This is a genomic window from Streptomyces sp. V4I2, from assembly GCF_030817655.1.
In the GTDB taxonomy this organism is placed as follows: domain Bacteria; phylum Actinomycetota; class Actinomycetes; order Streptomycetales; family Streptomycetaceae; genus Streptomyces; species Streptomyces plumbiresistens.
Window position 1 is genome coordinate 9,526,969 of record NZ_JAUSZM010000003.1, and the last position, 21,051, is coordinate 9,548,019.

General features: G+C 70.9%; 19 protein-coding genes. 10 read left to right on the forward strand and 9 right to left on the reverse strand.

Annotation, left to right across the window (positions count from 1 at the left end; all coding sequences use genetic code 11):
* Positions 1-65 precede the first annotated feature (65 nt).
* From QFZ76_RS44460 to QFZ76_RS44470, 3 genes are all read left to right on the forward strand, one after another.
* Positions 66-863, forward strand: a complete 798-nt coding sequence (locus QFZ76_RS44460) for an SDR family NAD(P)-dependent oxidoreductase (RefSeq protein WP_307679019.1) — start codon at positions 66-68, stop codon at positions 861-863.
* A gap of 71 nt (positions 864-934) precedes the next feature.
* A complete protein-coding gene (locus QFZ76_RS44465; protein WP_307679020.1) occupies positions 935-2,023 on the forward strand; it encodes an MFS transporter in 1,089 nt (362 codons plus the stop codon).
* A 123-nt stretch (positions 2,024-2,146) separates the two neighbouring features.
* Positions 2,147-2,842 carry a L,D-transpeptidase gene (locus QFZ76_RS44470; protein ID WP_266451303.1) on the forward strand — a complete coding sequence of 232 codons (696 nt, stop codon included), beginning with the start codon at positions 2,147-2,149 and terminating at the stop codon, positions 2,840-2,842.
* A 32-nt stretch (positions 2,843-2,874) separates the two neighbouring features.
* Here QFZ76_RS44470 and QFZ76_RS44475 read toward each other — a convergent pair whose 3' ends face one another.
* Genes QFZ76_RS44475 through QFZ76_RS44490 form a run of 4 tightly spaced genes read right to left on the reverse strand, consistent with a single transcriptional unit; the run spans position 2,875 to position 7,378 of the window.
* Positions 2,875-4,077, reverse strand: coding sequence for a Gfo/Idh/MocA family protein (locus tag QFZ76_RS44475; protein ID WP_307679021.1), 1,203 nt, complete (start codon positions 4,075-4,077; stop codon positions 2,875-2,877).
* A gap of 38 nt (positions 4,078-4,115) precedes the next feature.
* Positions 4,116-5,459: an ABC transporter substrate-binding protein gene (locus QFZ76_RS44480; RefSeq protein ID WP_307679022.1), complete on the reverse strand. Its 1,344-nt coding sequence runs from the start codon at positions 5,457-5,459 to the stop codon at positions 4,116-4,118.
* Between the two features lie 10 nt (positions 5,460-5,469).
* Positions 5,470-6,396, reverse strand: coding sequence for a carbohydrate ABC transporter permease (locus QFZ76_RS44485; RefSeq protein ID WP_307679023.1), 927 nt, complete (start codon positions 6,394-6,396; stop codon positions 5,470-5,472).
* Between the two features lie 16 nt (positions 6,397-6,412).
* Positions 6,413-7,378, reverse strand: a complete 966-nt coding sequence (locus QFZ76_RS44490; RefSeq protein WP_307679024.1) for a carbohydrate ABC transporter permease — start codon at positions 7,376-7,378, stop codon at positions 6,413-6,415.
* Positions 7,379-7,547: 169 nt separating this feature from the next.
* Here QFZ76_RS44490 and QFZ76_RS44495 point away from each other — a divergent pair, with 169 nt between their 5' ends.
* From QFZ76_RS44495 to QFZ76_RS44505, 3 genes are all read left to right on the forward strand, one after another.
* On the forward strand, positions 7,548-8,708 hold the full coding sequence (locus QFZ76_RS44495; protein WP_307679025.1) for an ROK family transcriptional regulator: 1,161 nt from the start codon (positions 7,548-7,550) through the stop codon (positions 8,706-8,708).
* Positions 8,709-8,808: 100 nt separating this feature from the next.
* Positions 8,809-8,994, forward strand: a complete 186-nt coding sequence (locus tag QFZ76_RS44500; RefSeq protein WP_307679026.1) for a hypothetical protein — start codon at positions 8,809-8,811, stop codon at positions 8,992-8,994.
* Positions 8,995-9,163: 169 nt separating this feature from the next.
* Entirely contained in the window at positions 9,164-9,988 is an 825-nt protein-coding gene (locus QFZ76_RS44505) for an EamA family transporter (protein WP_307679027.1), read from the forward strand.
* Between the two features lie 23 nt (positions 9,989-10,011).
* Here QFZ76_RS44505 and QFZ76_RS44510 read toward each other — a convergent pair whose 3' ends face one another.
* Both QFZ76_RS44510 and QFZ76_RS44515 read right to left on the reverse strand, forming a co-directional pair.
* Positions 10,012-11,388, reverse strand: a complete 1,377-nt coding sequence (locus tag QFZ76_RS44510) for a S1 family peptidase (RefSeq protein ID WP_307679028.1) — start codon at positions 11,386-11,388, stop codon at positions 10,012-10,014.
* Between the two features lie 198 nt (positions 11,389-11,586).
* On the reverse strand, positions 11,587-12,612 hold the full coding sequence (locus tag QFZ76_RS44515; protein WP_307679029.1) for a hypothetical protein: 1,026 nt from the start codon (positions 12,610-12,612) through the stop codon (positions 11,587-11,589).
* Positions 12,613-12,637: 25 nt separating this feature from the next.
* Here QFZ76_RS44515 and QFZ76_RS44520 point away from each other — a divergent pair, with 25 nt between their 5' ends.
* Positions 12,638-13,816, forward strand: a complete 1,179-nt coding sequence (locus tag QFZ76_RS44520) for a MalY/PatB family protein (protein ID WP_307679030.1) — start codon at positions 12,638-12,640, stop codon at positions 13,814-13,816.
* A gap of 89 nt (positions 13,817-13,905) precedes the next feature.
* On the forward strand, positions 13,906-14,286 hold the full coding sequence (locus QFZ76_RS44525; RefSeq protein WP_307679031.1) for a PPOX class F420-dependent oxidoreductase: 381 nt from the start codon (positions 13,906-13,908) through the stop codon (positions 14,284-14,286).
* Positions 14,287-14,334: 48 nt separating this feature from the next.
* Here the strand turns inward: QFZ76_RS44525 and QFZ76_RS44530 are convergent, their stop codons facing one another.
* Positions 14,335-17,118: a hypothetical protein gene (locus QFZ76_RS44530; protein ID WP_307679032.1), complete on the reverse strand. Its 2,784-nt coding sequence runs from the start codon at positions 17,116-17,118 to the stop codon at positions 14,335-14,337.
* A 186-nt stretch (positions 17,119-17,304) separates the two neighbouring features.
* Here QFZ76_RS44530 and QFZ76_RS44535 point away from each other — a divergent pair, with 186 nt between their 5' ends.
* A complete protein-coding gene (locus QFZ76_RS44535) occupies positions 17,305-18,654 on the forward strand; it encodes a Gfo/Idh/MocA family protein (protein ID WP_307679033.1) in 1,350 nt (449 codons plus the stop codon).
* 21 nt (positions 18,655-18,675) lie between these two features.
* Here QFZ76_RS44535 and QFZ76_RS44540 read toward each other — a convergent pair whose 3' ends face one another.
* Complete coding sequence (locus QFZ76_RS44540; RefSeq protein ID WP_307679034.1) at positions 18,676-19,104, reverse strand: Zn-ribbon domain-containing OB-fold protein; 429 nt, start codon at positions 19,102-19,104, stop codon at positions 18,676-18,678.
* Positions 19,105-19,284: 180 nt separating this feature from the next.
* Entirely contained in the window at positions 19,285-20,031 is a 747-nt protein-coding gene (locus QFZ76_RS44545; RefSeq protein WP_307679035.1) for a TetR family transcriptional regulator, read from the reverse strand.
* Between the two features lie 149 nt (positions 20,032-20,180).
* On the opposite strand from QFZ76_RS44545, the gene QFZ76_RS44550 reads away from it, so the two are divergent.
* The gene (locus QFZ76_RS44550) at positions 20,181-21,023 is read left to right on the forward strand and encodes a hypothetical protein (protein ID WP_307679036.1); all 843 of its coding nucleotides are present in this window, start codon (positions 20,181-20,183) and stop codon (positions 21,021-21,023) included.
* The last annotated feature ends 28 nt before the right edge of the window (positions 21,024-21,051 follow it).

Consider the following 21,051-nt stretch of genomic DNA (forward strand, 5'->3'; position numbering starts at 1 on the left):
CAGGAACGCGGACATGGCGGCACGGTACCTGCCCGGTTGATCGTTCCGGCACTACCTTCGGCACCATGACGCACACACAGCGCTTCGAGGGATACGGCGTTCTCGTCACCGGCGCGGCCCGCGGCATCGGCGCGGCCATCGCCCGGCGGTTCGCCGAGGAAGGGGCACAGGTCCTGGTCACCGACGTGGACGCGCCCGCGGCGGAGCAGACCGCCGCCGCCCTGCGCCGACAAGGGCTCACCGTCGAGGCCCACCCGTGTGACGTGGCCGACCGGGACGCGGTCGAGGCGGCCGTCGCGTACGCCGTCCGGACCTTCGGCGCACTCGACGTCCTCGTCAACAGCGCCGCCTGCTGCACGCCCGACGTCCCGCTCTTCGAGGACGAGCCGGACGAGGAGTGGGCGCGCGACCTCGACATCACGCTGACCGGCGCCTACCGCTGCTGCCGTGCGGCGCTCCCGCATCTGGTCGCCTCCGGCCGCGGCGCCATCGTCAGCGTCGGCTCCGTCAACGGCCTCCAGGACTTCGGCAACCACGCCTACAGCGCCGCCAAGGCAGGACTGGTGTCCCTGACCCGCACCCTCGCCGGACACGCGGCCGCGCGGGGCGTCCGCGTCAACCTGGTGGCACCCGGCACCGTACGCACCTCGGCCTGGGAGGGCCGCGACGACGACCTGGAAGCGGTGCGCGGCCTCTACCCCCTGGGCCGGGTCGGCGAGCCCGAGGACATCGCGGCGGCCGTCGCCTTCCTCGCCTCGCGCGACGCGTCCTGGATCACCGGCACCACCCTCACGGTCGACGGCGGACTCATGGCGGTCAACACGGGATTCCGTCGCGCTGTTCAAGGAGGTGAGAACATTTAGGTAGAGATGCTTAAGTGTCCATGTAGATCTTTTCACTTGTCCTTACGCCTCGTGCGGGGCAGCGTTCTCGTGTGCAGCCCGAATCCCCTTGGCGTACCGCCGACTTCCGCGCCTTGTTCGCCGCGACCGCGCTCAGCCAGCTCGGCACGAACATCGGCTACGTCGCCCTGCCCCTGTCGGCCGTCGCCGCACTGGACGCGGGCCCGGGACAGGTCGGTGCCCTGGCGACGCTCGGCACCCTGGCGTTCCTGCTCATCGGGCTGCCGGCCGGGGCGTGGGTGGACCGGATGCGGCATCGCCGGGTGCTGATCGCGGCGGATCTCGCGCGTACCGTGCTGTTCGCCTCGATACCGCTCGCCTGGTGGCTGGACGCGCTCACGCTCGGCCAGCTGTACGCGGTCGCCCATCTCGCCTCGGCCGTCCAACTCGTCTTCGTCCGGGGCAAGGAGGCCCCGTCCGGCCCGGCACGGGACACGGGGCTGGCCGCGCAGATCGCCGAGGGCCTGCGGCACGTCCTCGGTGACCGGGAACTGTGCGCGCTCGCTCTCACCGGGGCCCTCACCAACCACGGTTCCCAGCTGGTCAACACCATGCTGCCGATCCTGTTCGTGCAGGAACTCGGCCTCTCCGCAGGCGCGTTGGGCCTGTACTGGGCGGCAGGCGGCGTCGGCCTCCTGCTCGGCGCCCGGTGTGCCCGCCCCCTCGCCGCCCGCCTCGGCCACGGCCGAACGCTGGGCCTCGGAGGCCTCGTCCTGGCGCCCGCCGGACTCCTGGTCCCGCTGATCGGCCCCGGCCCCTGGCTGTGGATCGCCGGGGCGGGCTGGACGCTGGCCATGTTCAAGACCGGCGTGGACAACGTCCTCGGCGTGAGCCTGCGCCAGAGGATGACGCCCGACAACCTCCTCGGCCGTATGAACGCCACGTTCCGCTTCCTGCTGACCGGCGCGCTGGCCATCGGTGCCGCCGTGTCGGGCCTGCTCGGTGAACTGGCCGGTGTACGGGCGACGCTCTGGGTGGGCGGAGCCTTCCTGGCGGTGGCCTTCCTGCCGGTCTTCCTCTCGCCGGTCCGCACCCGCCGGGAACTCCCGCGTCAGCACACGGAGCCGGAGCCGAGGGCCGGCGAACCAGAGCCGAAGCTGAGAGAACCGGAGCCGAAATGAGGGCGTCGGGCAAGGGACGCGAAACTTCACCGTTTTGTCACAGCCTGACCAGCCCTACAACCGACACCCCCGCACACCGGTCTAGCAGTCGAAGAAACGTCACACGCAGGGAGAGGCCAGGCCATGGGGGACATACGCAGACGGGGCGCCGTCGCACTCGGGATCACCGGACTGGTGGTACCGCTCACGCTCGCGCTGGGCGCCACGCCCGCGCAGGCGGCGAGCTGCACCACACAGACCGGCCCTTACCAGAAGCAGGTGGAGAAGTTCCTCGGCCGGCCGGTCGACGGCAAGCAGTCCGCCGCCGACTGCAAGGCCATCCAGGGCTTCCAGAACAAGCACGGCATCACACCGAACGCCGGCTACGCGGGCCCCGTCACCTGGGGCGTGATGGACCTGATGCTGAAGCAGAAGGCCGTCGGGACCAACCCCAACAAGGCCGGCAAGTGCCCGGTCAACAAGGGCCGCATTGCCTGCGTGAACCTGACCCTCCAGCTGAGCTGGATCCAGGACGGCAAGAAGCTCGTCTACGGCCCCGTCCCGGTCCGCACCGGCCGCAACGGCTACGAGACCCGCACCGGCCTGAAGAAGATCTACTGGCGGAACATCGACCACGTCTCCAGCATCTACGACGTGCCGATGCCCTACAGCCAGTTCTTCGACGGCGGCCAGGCCTTCCACTCGGTCGGCGTCAGCATGTGGAACCCGCCCGGCTCGCACGGCTGCGTCAACATGACGAAGACCTCCGCCAAGAAGTACTGGTCGCTGCTGAAGAAGGGCGACGACGTCTTCGTGTACGGCCGCAAGCCGGGCACCTGACGCAGCACAGGTACCCGGCCGGCACGGGACGCTCAGGCCCCCGGCGCGTCCCCGAAGTCCGGGATCTCCAGCCTCGCCCCGCCCTGCCGCGCGGAGTCGTGCGCGACGATGCCCGGCAGGGTGTAGCGGGCGGCCACCCACGCGTTCACCGACGGCAGCGTCCGCGTGTTCACGGCGGTCACGAAGTCGTCCACCAGGAAGTGGTGGCTGCCCTCGTGACCGTTGTGCAGGTTGTCGAACTCGCGCGGCAGCCGCGCCCGGTCGTGCACCGGCGCCGATCCCGAGGTGAACGCGGCCCGCAGGTCCGGCGCGATGTGCTGAAGTGACGGATCGTCAGGAGACATGGTCGGCTTGGGCTCGAGCAGCTCACTGATGTCCTTCACCCCGTTCTTGTCCTGCCACAGGGCGACCGTGGCGAGCTGCTCCATGCTCCCCTCCGTCCCGAAGAACCGGAAACGCGACTCCCTTATGTGGGAGGGATAGCCGACCCGCCGGAACTCGTTGGTACGGAACGACCCGCCGCCCGCCACCTCGAACAGCGCGGTCGCGTTGGAGACGTCGTTGCCGAACTGGCTGACGTCCTTGTCGAACACCCCGTCACCGCGGTCGTCGACCACCCCGATCGCCGACACGCTCACCGCGTGCGTCTGCCAGGCGCCCAGCACGCCGCCGATCGAGTGCGTCGGGTACAGCAGCGGGGGGTAGCTGGCGGTCGCCTTCCAGCCCTCCCCGCCGCTGTACTGGTATGCCTCGTAGAACCCGAGATCCATGTCGTGGACGTAGTCGCCCTCGGCGTAGAAGATCCGCCCGAAGGCGCCCTCGGCGATCTGGTTGCGGGCGTGCACGGTCGCCGGGTTGTACTGGCTGGTCTCACCCATCATGTACGTCAGCCCGGTCGCCTTGACCGCGTCGATGATCGCCGCGATCTCCGCGGCAGTGATCGCCATCGGGACCGCGGAGTACACGTGCTTGCCGGCGTTCAGACCCTGGACGACCAGCGGTCCGTGCGTCCAGCGCTGGGTGAAGATCGCGACCGCGTCGACGGCCTGCGACTCCAGCATGGCCTCGTACGAGGGGAAGGTGCCGGTGAGGCCTTCGGCGGCGGCGAGTTGCTCGGCCCGTTCGGGGAGCAGGTCGGTGACGTAGACGTCGCGGACGCCGGGGTGGGCCAGGAACAGCTTGGCGAACTGGCCCGAGAACTGTCCGGCGCCGACGATGCCGAGGGAGAACGTCATGGATGGCGTGCCCTTCACTGGTCGATTGACTGGTCGATTCACTGGTCGAGAATCAGATTGATCTGGTCGTTGGTCTCGTCGAGGCTGCTCACGGGCTTGCCGTTGCCGTAGACGTCCTGCATGGCCGGGTGCATCAACGCGTACACGTCGGCCGCGTAGTTGGTGATCGGATAGGAGAAGGTCGTGAAGTTCTTCTTGTCGGCGACCGGCTCGGTGAACGCCGAGACGTCGATGCCCTTCTTCTTGTACGCCGCCACCGCCGCCTTCGTGCCGTCGGGCGTGGCCGGGAAGACGATGCCGTAACTCCCCACCGTCTTCTGGCACTCGTTCGACGCCAGGTACGTCACCCACTTCTTCGCGCCCTGCTTGTTATGGGCGTTCTTGGTGACGGAGTCCGCGAGGCCGTTCATCATGGTGGCCCGCTTGCCGGTCGGGCCGACGGGGGTGACGGCGGTGGCGATGTCCAGCCCCTTGAAGCCGTCGTACGACGAGACCATCCAGGCCCCGTCGAAGGCGGCGGCCGCCTTGCCCGCGGCGACCTGCGTGTTGGCCTGGTTGGACTGGGAGTTGTAGTCGGTGAAGGGGGCCAGGTAGCCCTTCTTCGCCAGGCCGAAGTACCACTTGATGACCGACTGGAAGGTGTCGCTGTCGTACTGGTAGTCGGTGCCCCAGCGCTTCTTGTCGGTGTAGGACCAGCCGGCGGAGGCGGTGAAGGTGCTCCACTGGGTCTGGCCGTCGCCGTCCCCGCCGCCGTTGGTGGCCAGGCCGTACACCTTGACGTTGTTCTTGTCGAAGCCGGGCTCGTCGCCCCGCCTGCCCTTGTTGTCGATCGTCAGGTGGGCGATGGCCTTCTCGAAGGTGCCGCCGTCCTTCGGGTTCCAGGCCAGGTCGTTGAGCTGGCCGGCGGTGAGGCCCGCGTCGTTCGCCATCTTCCGGTTGTAGAAGAGGGCGACGGTGTCCCAGTCCTTTGGGGCGCCGTAGCGGTGGCCGTCCTGGCCCATCCAGTTGGCGGCGAGGCCCGGCTGGTAGTCGGCGTCCTTGATACCGAGATCGTCGAGCGGCTCCAGGACCTTGAGGTCGGCGAACTGGCCGAACTTCTGGATGTGGTCGGTGAACACGTCCGGCTGGGTGCCGGCGATGAAGCCCGCGGTCAGCTTCGTCCAGTAGTCGTCCCAGCCCAGCTGGGTGAGCTTCACCTTCAGCCCGGGATTCTGCTTCTCGAAACCCTTGGCGCACGCCTGGTAGGCGGGCAGCTGGTTGGCGTCCCACAGCCAGTACGTCACCGTGTTCGCCGACGCCCCCGTGCCGGCGCCCTGGGCGCATCCGCTCACCAGGGAGAGCGCCAGTGCTCCGGTCAGTGCCGCGACCGTACGAATTCGCATGCCGGTCCCCTTACTTGATTCCGGTGAAGCTGATGGACCCGACGATGCGGCGCGCGAAGAACCCGAACAGCACGAGCATCGGCAGGGCGGCGATGAGCGTGGCCGCCATCAGGCCCGACCAGTCGATGCCGGTCTGCGGGGTCTGCGCCCGGAAGATGGCCAGGGCCACGGTCAGCACGCGAGAGCTGTCGCTGTAGGACACCATCAGTGGCCAGAAGTAGTCGTTCCAAGAGGTGATGTACGTCAGTACGGCCAGGGTCAGGACCGGTGTGGACGCCATCGGCAGCAGCACCCGGAAGAAGATCCGCACCTTCCCGGCGCCGTCGAGGAGGGCGGCCTCCTCGACCTCCCTCGGAATGTTCATGAAGAACTGCCTCAGGAAGAACACCGCGAACGGCGTCATGAACATCGTCGGCAGGGAGATCCCGAGCAGCGTGTCCACCAGGCCGAGTTCCTTGATGAGTACGAAGTTCGGCAGCAGCGTGAAGATGGTCGGCACCATCAGCCCGGCGAGGAACAGCGCGAACACCTTGTCCCGGCCGCGCCAGCGCAACCGCGCGAAGGCGTAGGCGGCCATGGCGGAGAAGAAGATCTGGCAGACGGTGACAAGGGTCGAGACGATCAGCGAGTTGAGCAGATAGCGCCAGAACTTCAGCCCGCCGCCCGCACCGCCTTGGGCGATCGCCTCCTGGGTCGACTGCAGGCCGAGCGCTCGCTCGAAACCGCCGGTGGTCACGTCGACCGGCAGCGGGTCGGTCGGGTTGGCGGCGAGCCCGGGGTTCGAGGACAGCGCGGTGCGCAGGATCCAGTAGAACGGCAGCAGGGTGATGAGCACGATCGCGGCCATCACCGCCCAGGCCGCGATCCGCCCGGGGGAGGGCCGGCGCCTGAGGGGTCGTTCCAGTGTCTGTGTCGTCGGGGCGGTCACTGTGGCCATGTCGGACTCCTTCCGCTCAGCCGAGGTCGGACTGGCCGGCCCGGGTGAGCCGGTACTGGATGACGGTGATCGCGCTCAGGACCACGAGCAGGGCCACGGACATCGCGGACGCGTAGCCGAACTGGAAGCGGCCGAAGGCGGCGCCGTAGATGTAGAACTGGAGCACGTTGGTGGCGTTCGCCGGTCCGCCGCCGGTCGTCACGGCGACCGTGTCGAACACCTGGAACGATCCGATCACCGTCATGATCAGCACGACCGCCAGGACCGGCCGCAGCAGCGGCATCGTGATCCGCCAGAACATCCGCCACTCGCTCGCGCCGTCCACCCGCGCGGCCTCGTACATGTCGCCGGGGATGGCCTGCAGCCCCGCGAACAGCAGCAGCGCGGTGTAGCCGACGTGCCGCCACACATTGATCAGGGCGATCGTCGGGATCGCCCACGTCTCGTCCGCCAGGAACGGGATCCGGTCAGCACCGACCGCCGCGATGATCTCGTTGCCGATGCCGAGCTGGGTGTCCAGGATCCAGAGCCAGACGATGCCCGCGACCACGTTCGACATCAGATACGGCGTGAGCACGATGCCGCGCAGCAGTGCCGACTGCGTCAGCCGCTGGAGCAGTACGGCGATGGCGAGGGCCGAGACCGTCTGCACACCGATGTTGATGATCACGTACTCGACGGTGACCGTCAGGGAGTCCCAGAAGATCGGGTCCTGGACCATCCGCGTGTAGTTGTCCAGGCCCACCCACTCCGCCGGCGTGAGCAGGTTGTAGCGCGTGAAGCTCAGGTAGATGCCCCGCAGCGTCGGCCAGAGCAGGAAGACCACGAAACCCAGGAGCGCCGGCGCGATGAACACCGCGGCCAGACGCCCGTCGCCCCGGTTCTCACCGGCCCCCGCTCGTTTTGTCCTCGGCTTGGTCCGTGCCCCCTCGACGCTGCCCACTGGCAGGCGCGACGGAGGGCTGCTGGAGGCGATAGTCATCGGGAGACTCCCTCGTCTGCGGCGGCTCGTCCTCGGGCCACTTACTTTTGTTGCGGAAGAATCCAGCCGTCAAGAGCCGTGCAAACATCTTTTCCAAGACGCCCGGAACGCCGTAGAGTGGCCCCATTGCTTTTACGGCGAAAGAAATCTCTGTGGGAGTCTTACCTACATGACCGCAGGTGCCGCCAGCTGGCTTCCTCTGAGCTCCGGCGAACGCTCGGTGGCGATCGAGGTGCTCGTTCACGGCCCCTTGTCGCGCACCGAGCTCGCCCGGCGCCTCGACCTCTCGGCGGGCAGCCTCACCCGGCTGACCAAGCCGCTCATCGAGTCCGGCCTGCTGGTCGAGGTCCCCGAGGCGGGCACCTCGGTGGAGGTCCGCCAGGGGCGCCCCTCGCAACCCCTCGGCATCGTCGCCGAGTCCCGCTCCTTCCTCGGCTTCAAGATCACCGAGGACATGGTCTACGGCGTCGTCACCACCCTCCGCAGCGACATCGTCGCCCGCCACGACCGGCCGCTCACCACCCACGACCCCGCCCGGGTCGCCGACCTGCTGGCCGAGATGACCGGCGAGCTCGCCCGGGTCCACCCCCGGATCGCGGGCGTCGGCATCGGAGTCGGTGGCCTGGTCCAGGACCGGGTCGTGGTGGGGGAGTCCCCGTACCTGCACTGGCGCGAGGTACCGCTGGCCGAGCTCGTCGAGGAGCGCACCGGTCTGCCGGTGGTCGTCGAGAACGACGTCGCCGCCTTCGTCGAGGCCGAGACCTGGTTCGGCGCCGGACGCGGCCTCGACCGGTTCGTCGTCCTCACCATCGGCGCCGGCATCGGCTACGGCCTCGTCCTGGGCGGCAGGCGCGTGCCGAACGCCGAGGAGGACCGCGGCTTCGGCCGGCACTGGATCGTGAACCCCTACGGCCCTCTCACCCTCGACGGCGAACGCGGCAGCGCCGTCTCCCTGCTGACCATCCCCAACATCCGCTACCAGGTCCAGGCCGCCACCGGCCGCGACCACACCTACGAGGAGATCCTCGCCCTCGCCGCCGCCGGGGAGTCCATGCCCGCCCGCGTCATCGACGAGGCTGCGCGTGCCCTGGGCACCCTGGTCGCCCAGATCGCCAACTTCGCCATGCCCCAGAAGATCCTGCTCGCCGGCGAGGGCGTCGGACTGATGGACGTGGCCGGCAAGACGGTCGACGACACGATCCGCGCCCACCGCCACCCGCTCGCCGCCCCGATCGGCCTGGAGACCAAGGTGTCCGACTTTCACGACTGGGCACGAGGCGCCGCCGTACTGGCGATCCAGGTGCTGGTGCTGGGAGCGGGCGAAGTGTGAACTGGGACACGGGTTTTGACGGATGGACGTGATCAGCAACACGGTCCGGAATGTCCACTTAGCTCACGATTACTCACGTGGCCTTCACGTCCGGAGCCGTATGCTTCACATCATGTCCACCAGTGTTGAACCCGCTACCGAACGATCGGCTGACGAGGTCAACGAGGAGATCAGGGCCCTGTGGCTCCGGTCGGGCGGGACACTGAACGGCGAGCAGCGCGAGGAGTACCGGCGGCTCGTCATGGAGTGGGCCGCCGCGGCCCCGCAGTCGGCGGAAGCAGCCTGAGCGCTCCTCGAAGACCCCGCCGTCACCTCCTGAATCCCACCGCCGTTTCCCGAGTACCACCGCTGCCTTCCGAAATCCTGCCGCTACGTTCCGAGCCGGGCCGCTGGGCCCGGCATCCCGACGCAGCCCGCCATGACTCATGGCGCCGTCCGGGGGCACCCCCGACAGGATGGGCCCTCTTCTGGCACTGGCCTCGGCCGTCTGCTACGGCATCGTCGACTTCGCCGGCGGGCTGCTGTCCCGGCGTACCCACTTCGCCGCGGTCACCTTCCTCGGCCAGATCGGCGGCCTGCTGCTGGCCCTCGCGGCAGCCCTCCTGCTTCCCGCCGACGGCGTCCGGTCGGCGGATCTCCTGTGGGGTGCGCTGTCCGGCGTGGGCAGCGGCACCGCCATGCACTGCCTCAACAGGGGGCTCAGCCGCGGCGCGATGAGCGTCGTGGTGCCGGTGAGCGCGGTCACGGGGGTCGCGCTGTCCGTGCTGTGCGGGGTGCTGCTTCTCGGCGACCGGCCGACGCCGCTTGCCTGGGTGGGCATCGCCGTGACGGTGCCCGCGCTCTGGTTGGTGGCCGGGGGTGACGGGGACGGCGGCGGGGGAGTGGCGGACGGCCTGCTCGCCAGTGCGGGCGTCGCCGTGCAGTACATCGCCCTCGCCCAGGCGGACGCGACGAGCGGGCTGTGGCCGGTGGCCGCGGGCCGGGTCGCCGCCGTCCTCGTCCTGCTGCCCGGCGCGGTACGGCATGCCGGGCGCCTGCGGATACCGCCGGGGCGATGCGCCGAGGCGCTGTTGGTCGGGGCGGGGGCGGCCCTTGGACTCGTGCTGTATCTGCTCGCCGCCCAACGGCAGTTGCTGGCCGTCGCCGTGGTGCTCGCCTCCCTCTATCCGGCCCTCCCGGTCGTCCTCGGCCTCGCCCTGCTGCACGAGAAGGTCACCCGGAGACAGACGGCCGGTCTGCTGGGGGCAGCCGTGGCCACGGTGCTGCTGACCCTCGGATGAGCCCCCTCGGGAGTCCCGGCCGGTCAGCCCCACGTCGCCGAGTAGTACCGCCGATACGCCTTGCGGTCCTGCTCCGCCCGGATGTACCGGGTGGCCACCAACGCGACCAGGCTGCCCGCGATGACCAGCAGCCCGGGACCGACATTCCTGGGGTCGGTGAGCCGGGACAGCAGCGGCTCGCCCGCCGTACCGCCCGCCACCGGAGCCGACGCCCCGGGGGTGGCCGCACCGGGCGCGATCGCGCTCTGCGTGGCCGAGGCCGACGGTGTCGGCGAGGGTGCCGCGCTGCCGCCCGCGGCAGGGGCCGCCACGAGCAACTGGACGTCGAGGTCGGTCAGGGCCTTGGTGATCGGCTGGAAGAACGTCGTACCGCCCGACTGGCAGTCCCCGCTGCCGCCCGAGGTCACGCCGAGCGCGACGCCCTCGGAGAACAACGGCCCCCCGCTGTCGCCGGGTTCGGCGCACACGTTCGTCTCGATCAGGCCGGTGACCGTTCCCTCGGGATAGTTCACCGTCGCGTTCAGCGCCGTCACCTGGCCGTCGCGCAGCCCGCTCGTACTGCCGCTGCGGAACACCCGCTGGCCGACGGACGGATCGGCCGCGCCCGTGATCTGCACGCCCTTGCCGTCACCGATGGCCACCACGGCGGCACCGTCGCCGGCCTTGCCGTTCGCGTACTGCACCAGGGAGAAGTCATTGCCCGGGAAGCTCTGCGTGACCGTCTTGCCCACCTGCTCCCTGCCGCCGGTGTCCGAGAACCAGACGGAACCGGTGGGTCCGCAGTGCCCGGCGGTGAGGATGAAGTCGCGTTGCCCGTCGGTCACGTTGAAGCCGGCCGAACAGCGTCCGGCGGTCGACAGGAGCGGCAGCGCGCCGTTGAGCCGTGGGGTGAACGTGCCCTCGGTGCGTTCCATGCGGACGAACGTGCCGATGCCGTCCGCGACCTGCGTCATCCGGGACCAGTCGTCGGCCGAGACGGTGCTGTCCCCTCGTACCACGATCTGGTTGGTCCGGTAGTCCATCGCCCAGGCCGTGCCGGTCACCCGGGGTGCCGAACGCAGCGTCGTCGTCGCCGACTTGAGCTCGTTCATGCTGTGCGAGACGACCTTGGCCTCGGCGCCCGCCCGCCGGACCTCGGCGGCGGCCTCCTTGTCGGTGACCGCGACGACCGGCCGGCCGTCGTCACCGATCCAGGTGCCCGCCGTACGGGAACTGCCGAGCCGCGAGACGAGCCCGGCCCCGGTGTCCGTGGACTCCTGGGCGTACGTCCGCGGGACGGCCGAGGCGGCGGGCGGCTCGCTCGCCATGGCCCGCGTCACCATCGTGCCTCCCAGGAGGAGTCCGCCGACGGCCGCCAGCCGTGTCACTCGCCGGACGACCCGTCGTCGTGCGTGCCTCATGCATGGCTCCCGAACCCGAACTCGCGGTGTGAACACCGCGGGGCCCTCCGGTCGTTGAGCGCCCACCATCCATACGTGGCCGGGGACCGGCATGTTCACGGCACGGGCGATCTCTCCGAATCCGCCGAGGCCGGGTCCCTGCCCGACCGGCGTCGACAGGCGCGCCGACCGACGCGTCGACAGGCGCGTGGACAGGCGTCATCCGGCGGACCGGACGCCGGAGTCGACCGGTGCGCCACCCGGCGCCGGCCCGAGCCGCGCCCAGCTGGGCGCGTCGCCCCACACGGACGCCGTGTCGACGTAGGGGCGCAGCAGCGCGGTGAGCACGGGATCGCCGCGTCCGTTCAACTCGTCCGAGGCGATCCTGCGGGCGACACCGGCGAGGAAGTCGGCGAACTGCACCCGCGGATCCTCCCGCGCGACCACGAGCCGAAACCCGTCGAGGCCGGCCCCGGCCCGCCGGGCCGTCTCCTCGATCCACGCGATGCGCTCCGGCGTCAGCATGTTCTGGCGGTCGTGCACCAGCCGGACGGGCCGGCCGTCCGCGCTCCAGTGCGCGGCCGTGGCGACGATGGCCGGCAGCAGGGGATTGAGGACCGGGATCAGCGTGGGGCCGCCGGTGACGACCGCCCGGTAGGCGTCGGCGCGGGAGCGGGTCGCGGCGAGACGGTCGAGGATGCCCGCCACGGGCGGACGGGGTTCCGCGCGCCGCAGGCCGTCCACGCTCCGGAAGAAGGTGTCCACGGGCTCCTGGGGCGCGCCGTCGTTCCTGACCCGCAGCAATTGGTTGGCCGCCGCGAGGAACTCGCGCCACCGCTCGGCCCCGAAGGTCCGCCGCCCCTCCCGGAACAGCGTGACGGCCTCGCCTGACGCGTCGCCGTCGCCGTCGCCTTCGCCTTCGCCTTCGCCGAGCAGCAGGTCGACGGCCCGGTCCACGACGAAGAACGTCTTCTCGGTGAGATGCACGTGCGCGTGGCCGTGGATCGGGCCGACGGGCGCGAGCAGCCACTCCAGTACGGCCCGGTGCTTCTCCCGCAGCAGATGGTTCGCCTTGTACTCCTCGGCGGGCGAGCGGATCCGGTCCCGTATCTCCTCCACATACCCGGCGGCCGACTCCACGGACAGCCGCACACTCGCGTGCGCGAACACGTCGGTGTTCCCGCCGGTGAGGTTCTCGCCGTCCGACCCCGACTCGTCGCAGGCCACCTCACGATTCCAGGTCACACCAAAGCCCCCTATCTTGTGCCCCATGACCAGGATCCCGCACGAAACGTCCGGTGAACCGAATCCCCTGCGCGCGCTCACCCTCGACCGCCTCCGACGCCGTACGAGCATGAAATGGCGCACCTACCCCGAGGACGTCCTTCCCCTGTGGGTCGCCGAGATGGACGTCCCGCTCGCCCGGCCCGTGGTCCGCGCGGTCACCGACGCCCTCGAACTCGGGGACACCGGCTACCCCGCGGGTACCGCGTACGCCGAGGCGCTCGCCGCCTTCGCCGGCAAACGGTGGGGCTGGGACGGGCTCGCGGTGGAACGCACCGCGATCGTTCCGGACGTGATGCTCGGCGTGGTCGAAATGATCAAGCTGGTCACCGGACCCGGCGACCCGGTCGTCGTGAACCCGCCCGTCTATCCGCCGTTCTTCCAGTTCGTCGACCACATGGACCGACAGGTCGTCGAAGCCCCGCTCGGCCCGGACGGGCGCCTCGACCTCGGCATCCTGGAGGACAGCTTCCGGCAGGCGGTCGAGGGCGGCCGCCGGGCCGCCCACCTCCTGTGCAGCCCGCACAACCCGACCGGCGCCGTGCACACCGCCGGCGAACTGACCGCAGTGGCGGCCCTCGCCGACCGGTACGGCGTGCGGGTCGTCGCCGACGAGATCCACGCGCCGCTCGTCACGCAGGGCGTGGACTTCGTGCCGTACCTGAGCGTGCCGGGCGGCGAGAGCGGCCTGTCCCTGATGTCGGCGTCCAAGGCGTGGAACCTCGCCGGTCTCAAGGCCGCGCTCGCCGTCGCGGGCCCCGCGGCCGCCGCCGACCTCGCCCGGCTGCCCGAGGAGGTCGGGCACGGCCCCAGCCACGTCGGCGTCATCGCCCACACCGCCGCCCTCAGCGACGGGACCGCCTGGCTGGACGCCCTGCTCACCGGCCTCGACGACAACCGACGCCTGCTCGCCGGCCTGCTGGCCGAGCACCTGCCCGCGATCGGGTACCGCCCCGGCGAGGCCACGTACCTGGCCTGGCTCGACTGCCGTGCACTGGATCTCGGCGACGACCCGGCGGACGTCTTCCTGCGGCGCGGCCGGGTCGCGCTCAACTCCGGTCTCCCGTTCGGCGCCGGCGGCGCCGGACACGTACGCCTGAATCTGGCGACTTCGTCGGAGATCATCGAGGAGGGCGTACGGCGGATGGCGGCGGCGCTGCGCTGATGCGTGCACGCTCGGCGGCGGGGCGGCGCGGTATTTCGGGCTGTGCCCCGCCCTCCCCGGAGTGCTGTGGGCTGCCTAGACTGCCCGCCATGGACGACACGCCGCTGGAGCGGCTCGGCGCGGGCAAGTACCTGCTGCTCACCAGCTACCGCAAGAACGGCACACCGGTCGCCACCCCGGTGTGGGTGGTACGGGACGGGGACACGCTCGGCGCCTGGTCGGCAGCCGACGCCTGGAAGGTGAAGCGGATCCGGGCGCGCGGTGACGTCCTGGTCGGCCCCTGCGACCTGCGCGGCAACCCGACCGGCGACCAGGTGCCCGCCACCGCCGAGATCACCGACGCGGAGACCACCGCCCGCTACCGCAGGCTCCTCGCACGCAAGTACGGCATCGTCGGCCGCCTCAGCCTGCTCGGCAGCCGACTGCGCCGGGGACTGGACGGGACCGTCGGGATCCGCGTGACGCTGTGACGTATGGGGGCACGGGCCGGGCGGCCCGTGCCCCCGCACGTGAGCGGGTTACGACGCGTCCAGCACCGTGCCCGTCAGCACCGGACGGTCCGGCAGCGGCTCGGCGTCCCAGTCGGTCAGCGCCAGGCGCATCGACTCGGTCGGCTCGGCCACCTGGTCCCGCACCGTCGGCACGGTGAATTCGACGCTGGTGGTCCCGGCCGGGATCTCCATCCACACCCACAGGTTCGCCTCGGACAGCGGGCGCTCCGGGTCGGGCGAGTCACCGGAGTAGTCCAGGAGCCACTGCGGATCCACGTCCTTGGTGGACAACTCGGCGCCCTCCAGGACACCGAGCACCCGCACCGGCTGCCAGATCTCCACGTCCGCCGCCTCGGCCACGGACATCCGCCAGGTCAGCGTCTCCCCTTCGGCCACCCGGTCCGTCACCGGCGTCAGGGTGACCACGGGCTCGGGGTCGTCGTTCTGCGCGGTGACCCCGCCCCGGTGGGAGCCGACCACCGCGTTGCGCACCGCCTTGACGACGATGTCGTGCTGCACGTCGTAGGAGAAGCGCGTGTCGCCCTTCACCTCGACCGGTACGTCGATGGCGTTGCTGCCCGGCCGGACCGTCACCAGCTTGTCCGTGCCGAGACCGGTGTCCGGGTCCAGGACGTACACGCGGACCTGGCCGCTGCCGCGCCCGGAGATCTCGACCGGGACCCGGTAGGTGCGGGTGCCGGAGTCGCCCTCCTGGACGATCGTGCGGCCGATGTCGACGCGTGGCAGCGCCGCCGGCTTCACCGCCGGAGTGCCGGGGGCCCAGCCCCAGGCGTCCATGAGCCAGGCCTGCCCCGACTGCGAACGCGGGTTCAGCTCAAGGGACTTGACGTGCTTCAGGTCGAGACCGGCCCGGGCGGCGGCGGTCAGCGGGACGCGGACCTCGCGCGCCCAGTACGAGGAGGTGCGGTCGCTGCCGGGCAGCCCGTCCACCTGTACCTGCCCGAGTGCGGCCCGGCGTCCCGAGGCGTCGGTGACGGCGACGTCGAGCTTCGTGCCGGTCGTGTTCGGCGGCACGAAGACCCGCAGCGCCAGGTCCTTGGAAGCGGCGAGGGAGAGCGGCTCGGCGGGGCTGACGCGCGCCGCCGTACCCGGCGTCGACCACTTCAGCGCGACCGCGCGGCGGCCGGTCTCCCGTTGCGTCTCCCACCATGCGAAGTGCGGCGAGGACCCGGCGGCCTCGGGGTCCAGACAGGCGACGGCCGGGTCGGGGTCGATCGCCGAACACAGCTCGGCGCCGGTCACCGTCACCGGGCCGTCCGGCAGGAGTCCGGCACCGCGGCGCGCACCGACCGCGTGGGTCAGGACACGGGCGGGGTCCGCCGAGGGCGCCCGCCTGCCCGAGCCGTCGAGCAACGGGAGCACCCGGTCGTCGCCGCCGACGAACAGCCGGGCCGCGGCGGCGATGTAGGTGGCCCCCGCCTGATGCTGCTGGTCGGCGGTCAGCCGGGTCGCGGCGCTCGGTGAGCACACCGGGTCGGGCGCCTCCTCGTCGTCCGAGAAGTCGTCCCAGGCGGGCGCCTCGGCCTGGCCCGGGGTCCACTCGCTGTTGAAGTAGTTGTGGTTGGCGCCGACCATGTAGACGGCGCTGTGCAGCGCGGTGCCCTTGCTGACGCCGCGTGTTCCGTCGACGTAGACCTCGCCCTGGAGGTCGGACACGTCGCCGTCGCAGCCCGGCAGGATCGTCACCGACGGCACGTCCGCGACCGGATTCTGGCCGAAGATGGTCGGTCCGATGAGCACGGTGCCGCGCACCTTCCAGCGCACCGGGCCCCGATAGCCGTCCTGGGCGGCGGGCGGCGGGTAGAGGCTGTCCATGGCTGCCCGGTTCACGCCCTCCCCGCCACGCGAGTGGCCGACGAGCAGGACGCGCGAGAGGTCCGCCTTCGGCGCCTCGCGTACGACGGCCGGGGCGGTGGACGGGCGGGCCGACCAGTCGGCCCAGCGGGCGAGATGCTGCCGTACCAGCGACGAGCGCGCCTGCGCACCGGCGTCCTCGGCGTCCGAGTCCTGGGCGTTGATGCCGTTCGCCGAGATCGACACCGTGACATAGCCCTGGGAGGCCAGGAGCTGCTGGTCGCGCAGGTATCCCTTGTGACTGGGGATCGGCTTCGTACCGGCCGGGCAGGGCCAGTCGCCGGTCACGTCGTCCTCGGCGCCCGGCTTGTAGCAGGTGGAGTGCCGGCCGTGCAGGAACAGTGCGAGCGGGCGGCTGCCGGTGGCGCCCTGCGGGGCCACCACTTCGGCACGCATCTCGACCGGGGCGGGGAACCCGGGCAGTTTCACCGGGTCGAGGTCGTACTCGCCGGTGACCGTGCGGTACGAGCCGGGCTTGCCGGGGTCGACACCGCCGGCCGGCAGCGGGGCTGGCGGCTCTTCGGCGGCACGGGAGTCCCGCTCCCGCGGCCGAGCGGCCCCGTCGGTCTCCTTCGCGTCCAACCGTCTTCCTCCGGCCAGGACTTGAAGGTCGGTCAGTTCCTCCGAGCGGGCCTCGCCGAGGTCCAGCCGGAACGTCCGGCCGTCCTTCCCGGCCTGCGGCACCCCGAGCAGCCGGCCCTCGGCATGGAACTCGACGCGCGCGTCCCCCATGGGCACGGTCTTCGGCGCACGCCAGACCAGCTCACGCGCCTCGCCCTGACCGGTGAGCCGCCAGCCCGGCGGCAGCCCGTTCTCGGCTTGCGCGGTCGGCCGCCCCGCCTCGGGCGGCTGTTGGGCCTGTACCAGTCCTGGCGAGCTCGCCAGGGCCGCCAGCACCGCCACGGCGGTCACACATATTCGCCGGGCACGGATCAATGGTTCCCCTCCTCAAAACCCAAGCGCAGGCGTCTCGTTGGTCCCGGGCGCCTCTCGCGTCACAAAGGACGGGAGGGAGGGGGCTGTGGGTTGTCTGTGAAGGGGAAATGACCGGAGCCGAGCGATGCGATCAAGCCAGCAGGGCGCGCAGGACTAGTCGGGACCGTGGTGGGGGAAGCGCTTTCCATGAGCCGAACCGCCCACCACCGCGCGGCCGTCGTCGGGACCGGCCACCGCGCCCAGATGTTCACCCGCGCCCTCGCCGAACGCCCCGGCCACCGCGTAGCCGCCCTCTGCGACCCCAGCCCGACCCGGATGGCCTTCCACAACCGGCTGCTCACCGAGGCCGGTGAACCCGCCGCCACCCAGTGGGAACCCGGCCGCTTCGCCGACCTGCTCGCCGAGGAGGACATCGACGAGGTCGTCGTCACCACCATCGACGCCGCACACGACCGCTACGTCGTCCCGGCCCTGAAAGCCGGCTGCCGGGTGGTCACCGAGAAGCCGATGACCGTCGACGCCGAGCGCTGCGCCCGCATCCTCGACACGGTCCGGGAGACCGGCAACACCCTGACCGTCGCCTTCAACTACCGCTTCAACCCGGTGCACGAGAAGGTCCGGGCCCTGCTCGCCGAGGGCGCGATCGGCGAGGTGCTGTCCGTGCACTTCGAGTGGCTGCTCGACGTAGGGCACGGGGCGGACTACTTCCGCCGCTGGCACCGGGAGAAACAGCACAGCGGCGGCCTCATGGTGCACAAGTCGAGCCACCACTTCGACCTGGTCAACTGGTGGCTCGCCGACCGGCCGCAGGAGGTCTTCGGCTACGGACGGCTCGGCTTCTACGGCCGTGAGGCGGGCGAACGCCACGGACTGCGCCGCGCCTACGACCGCGCCCACGGCGCCGCCCCCGCCGCCGACGACCCCTTCGCCCTGGACCTCGCGGCCGACGACACCCTGCGCGCTCTCTACCTGGACGCCGAGCAGGACGACGGCTACCTCCGCGACCGCAACGTCTTCGACGGCCCCGTCACCATCGAGGACGACATGGCGGTCCTCGTCCGCTACACCCGCGGCGCGACCATGACGTACCACCTGACCGCCTACTCCCCGTGGGAGGGCTACCGGGTCATGTTCAACGGCAGCGCCGGCCGCCTGGAACTCGAGGTGGAGGAGAGCCGCTGGCAGCCGCCCCGGATCCGGATCACCTCCGGCAGTGGTGCGCTGCACGGCGACACCGCCGCCGAACACGCGGGCGGGGCCCGCCTCACCCTGCGCCCACTGTGGCGGCCCCCGGTCGACGTCCCGCTCGAGACCGCCCACGAGGCCCACGGCGGGGGTGACCCGCGCATGCTCGACGCGCTGTTCGGGAGCGTGGACGGGGGTGCGCCTGCCGACCTCGGCGCCGAGGGGCATCCGACGGCCACCGAGCGCGACGGGGCGCTCGCGCTGGCGGTCGGGTTGGCCGCCAACCGGTGCTTCGAGACGGGGCGGCCGGTGGCGGTGCGGGAGCTGGTGCCCGGGGTGGGGGAGGAGTGAGGCGGGGAGGTGCGGTCCTCGTCAGCTCCAGGCCCGGTAGGGCTCGTCGACCAGCTGGAAGACCGGCTCGCCCCGGACCGGGTCCTTCGCGGTGGACAGCCGGACCCGGTCCCCGCTGTGGATGCCGATCGGCGGGCCCATGACGCGGCCGCGCACGACGAAGCCCTCGGCCATCTCGATCAGGGACACGTTCCGCGCAGCAGGGGTGTTGCGGTGCACCACCGAGGAGTGCCGGACCGTTCCGGCGCCCTCACTGCGCTCCGTGCGCAGGTCGCTGCCCTGGCAGACCGGACACAGCAGCCGGTGGTACATGGCGGTGCCGCACCAGGTGCAGCGCTGGAAGAGGATGGCGTCCGTGTCCTCGCTCCTGCGATCCGGAACTCCGGGATCCAGGAGGCCCGTCGCGGAGCCGGCTGTCTGACGAACAACGCTTCCTGAGGGGTGGTACACGCTGGTCAACTCCCTGCACTCGGCCGGAATCCGCGTGCGCGGGTTACCGTGCACGCACGTGCCCGGTTGGCCGTGCCACCGTGCACGCCCTCAGGGTATGGCACTCAGTGCCACTCGTAAAGGCACTCCGTACCCCTCATCTCGGAACATCGAGTGGGTGTGCGCGTCCGGGTGCCGGGTTCAGTCGCGACCGAGCGTGGTCTCTATCTCCTGGACGACCCGCCACAGCGGCGCCCCGCGCCGGGAGACCACGACCACCACGTCTTCGGGCCGCTCGCCGCCGGGGCCGGGGCACGCGGGCGGGTCGCCGAAGGCGGACCGGACGTATCCGAGGGCGTGGTCGACCGTGGTGTCGGCGTCGCCCTGTCCGTCCGAACGCAGCCAGGAGCGCAGCGCGTTGTTGTGCGCCGCGACCACGGCGGCGGCGATCACGTCGGCCCGCAGGGTCCCGTCGCGCCGGCCGGCGAACCGGCCCCGCAGATACTCGGCGAGGGCCCGCTCGTAGCGCCACACCACGGACAGTTCGTACGCGCGCAGGCCGGGCACCTTCTTGGTGAGTCGGTAGCGCTGCACGGAGAACGTCGGGTTCTCGGCGTACATCCGGAGCACCAGCCGGGCCGCGTCGCAGACCCGGCCCACCGGTTCGTCCCCGTCGTCGCCGGCCGCGAGGAACTCCGTCATGTCGGCCAGGCACCGCTCGTGGTCGGGAAAGACCACGTCCTCCTTCGAGGGGAAGTAGCGGAAGAAGGACCGCCGTCCGACCCCGGCCAGCGCCACGATGTCGTCGACCGTGGTCTGCTCGTATCCCCGCTCCAGGAACAGCTGGAAGGCCGCCGCGACCAGCGCGTCCCGCATGGGCGGCTTAGCGGCCGCCGCCTGCGCCTTGTCACCGCGACGGGGCGTGGGCGCTGCGCTGCTGGAGCTCATGGACGGGAAAGTAGCATCTGACCGGGGCTGATGGCACTCAGTGCATCATTTGGGGGGAACTCAGTGCTCTCTGCGCTTACGGTGTCCTCCGTACATTCGTCGAACGCGCGTCGCATACGATCGGCATTCCGCACTGCCGAGGAGCCCGCGTGTCACTCGCCCGTCCCCGCCTTCTGTACGTCACCGACCTGGCCTACCAGGCGCGCGGGCGGCGCTACTGCGACGAGGACATCTTCCTCACCTCCCGCCTGCGCGAGGACTTCGACCTCGCCCTGTGCCATCCGCGGGACGCGGCCGCGCTGATGGGCGCCTTCGACGGCGTCGTCGTCCGCAACAGCGGTCCGGTCCTGGGCCACCAGGAGGCGTACGAGGCGTTCCGCGAGCGGGCGGTCGCCGACGGCACCCGCGTCTACAACCCGCTCTCCGGCAAGGCCGACATGGCCGGCAAGCAGTACCTGCTCGACCTGAGCGCCGCCGGGTACCCGGTCATCCCCACCGTCGACCGCCCGGAGGATCTGCACCGGCTGCCCGAAACGGACCGGTACGTCGTCAAGCCGAAGCTCGGTGCCGACTCCGTGGGTCTGCGGATCGTGTCCGCGGACGGTGTGCGCGACCTGGTCGACGGGGAGGTCCTGGTGCAGCCGTGCGTCGACTTCGCCTACGAGGTGTCCTTCTACTTCGTCGACGACGCCGTCCAGTACGCCCTCTACGCTCCGCACCCCGACCGGCGCTGGCAGCTGGAACCGTACGAACCCACCGCCGAGGACCTGGCCTTCGCCCGGCGGTTCATCGACTGGAACAGCATCGACCACGGCATCCAGCGGGTCGACGCCTGCCGTGCCCCGGACGGGCAGCTCCTGCTCGTCGAGCTGGAGGATCTCAACCCCTACCTGTCCCTGGACGCCCTGAGCGACAAGGAAAGGGACACCTTCGTCACGGCGATGAAGGCATCCCTGCACCGGTTCCTCGCCGCGGAACCGCGCACGGACTGAACTCCTCGTGCGGCAGGTGCGTATCACT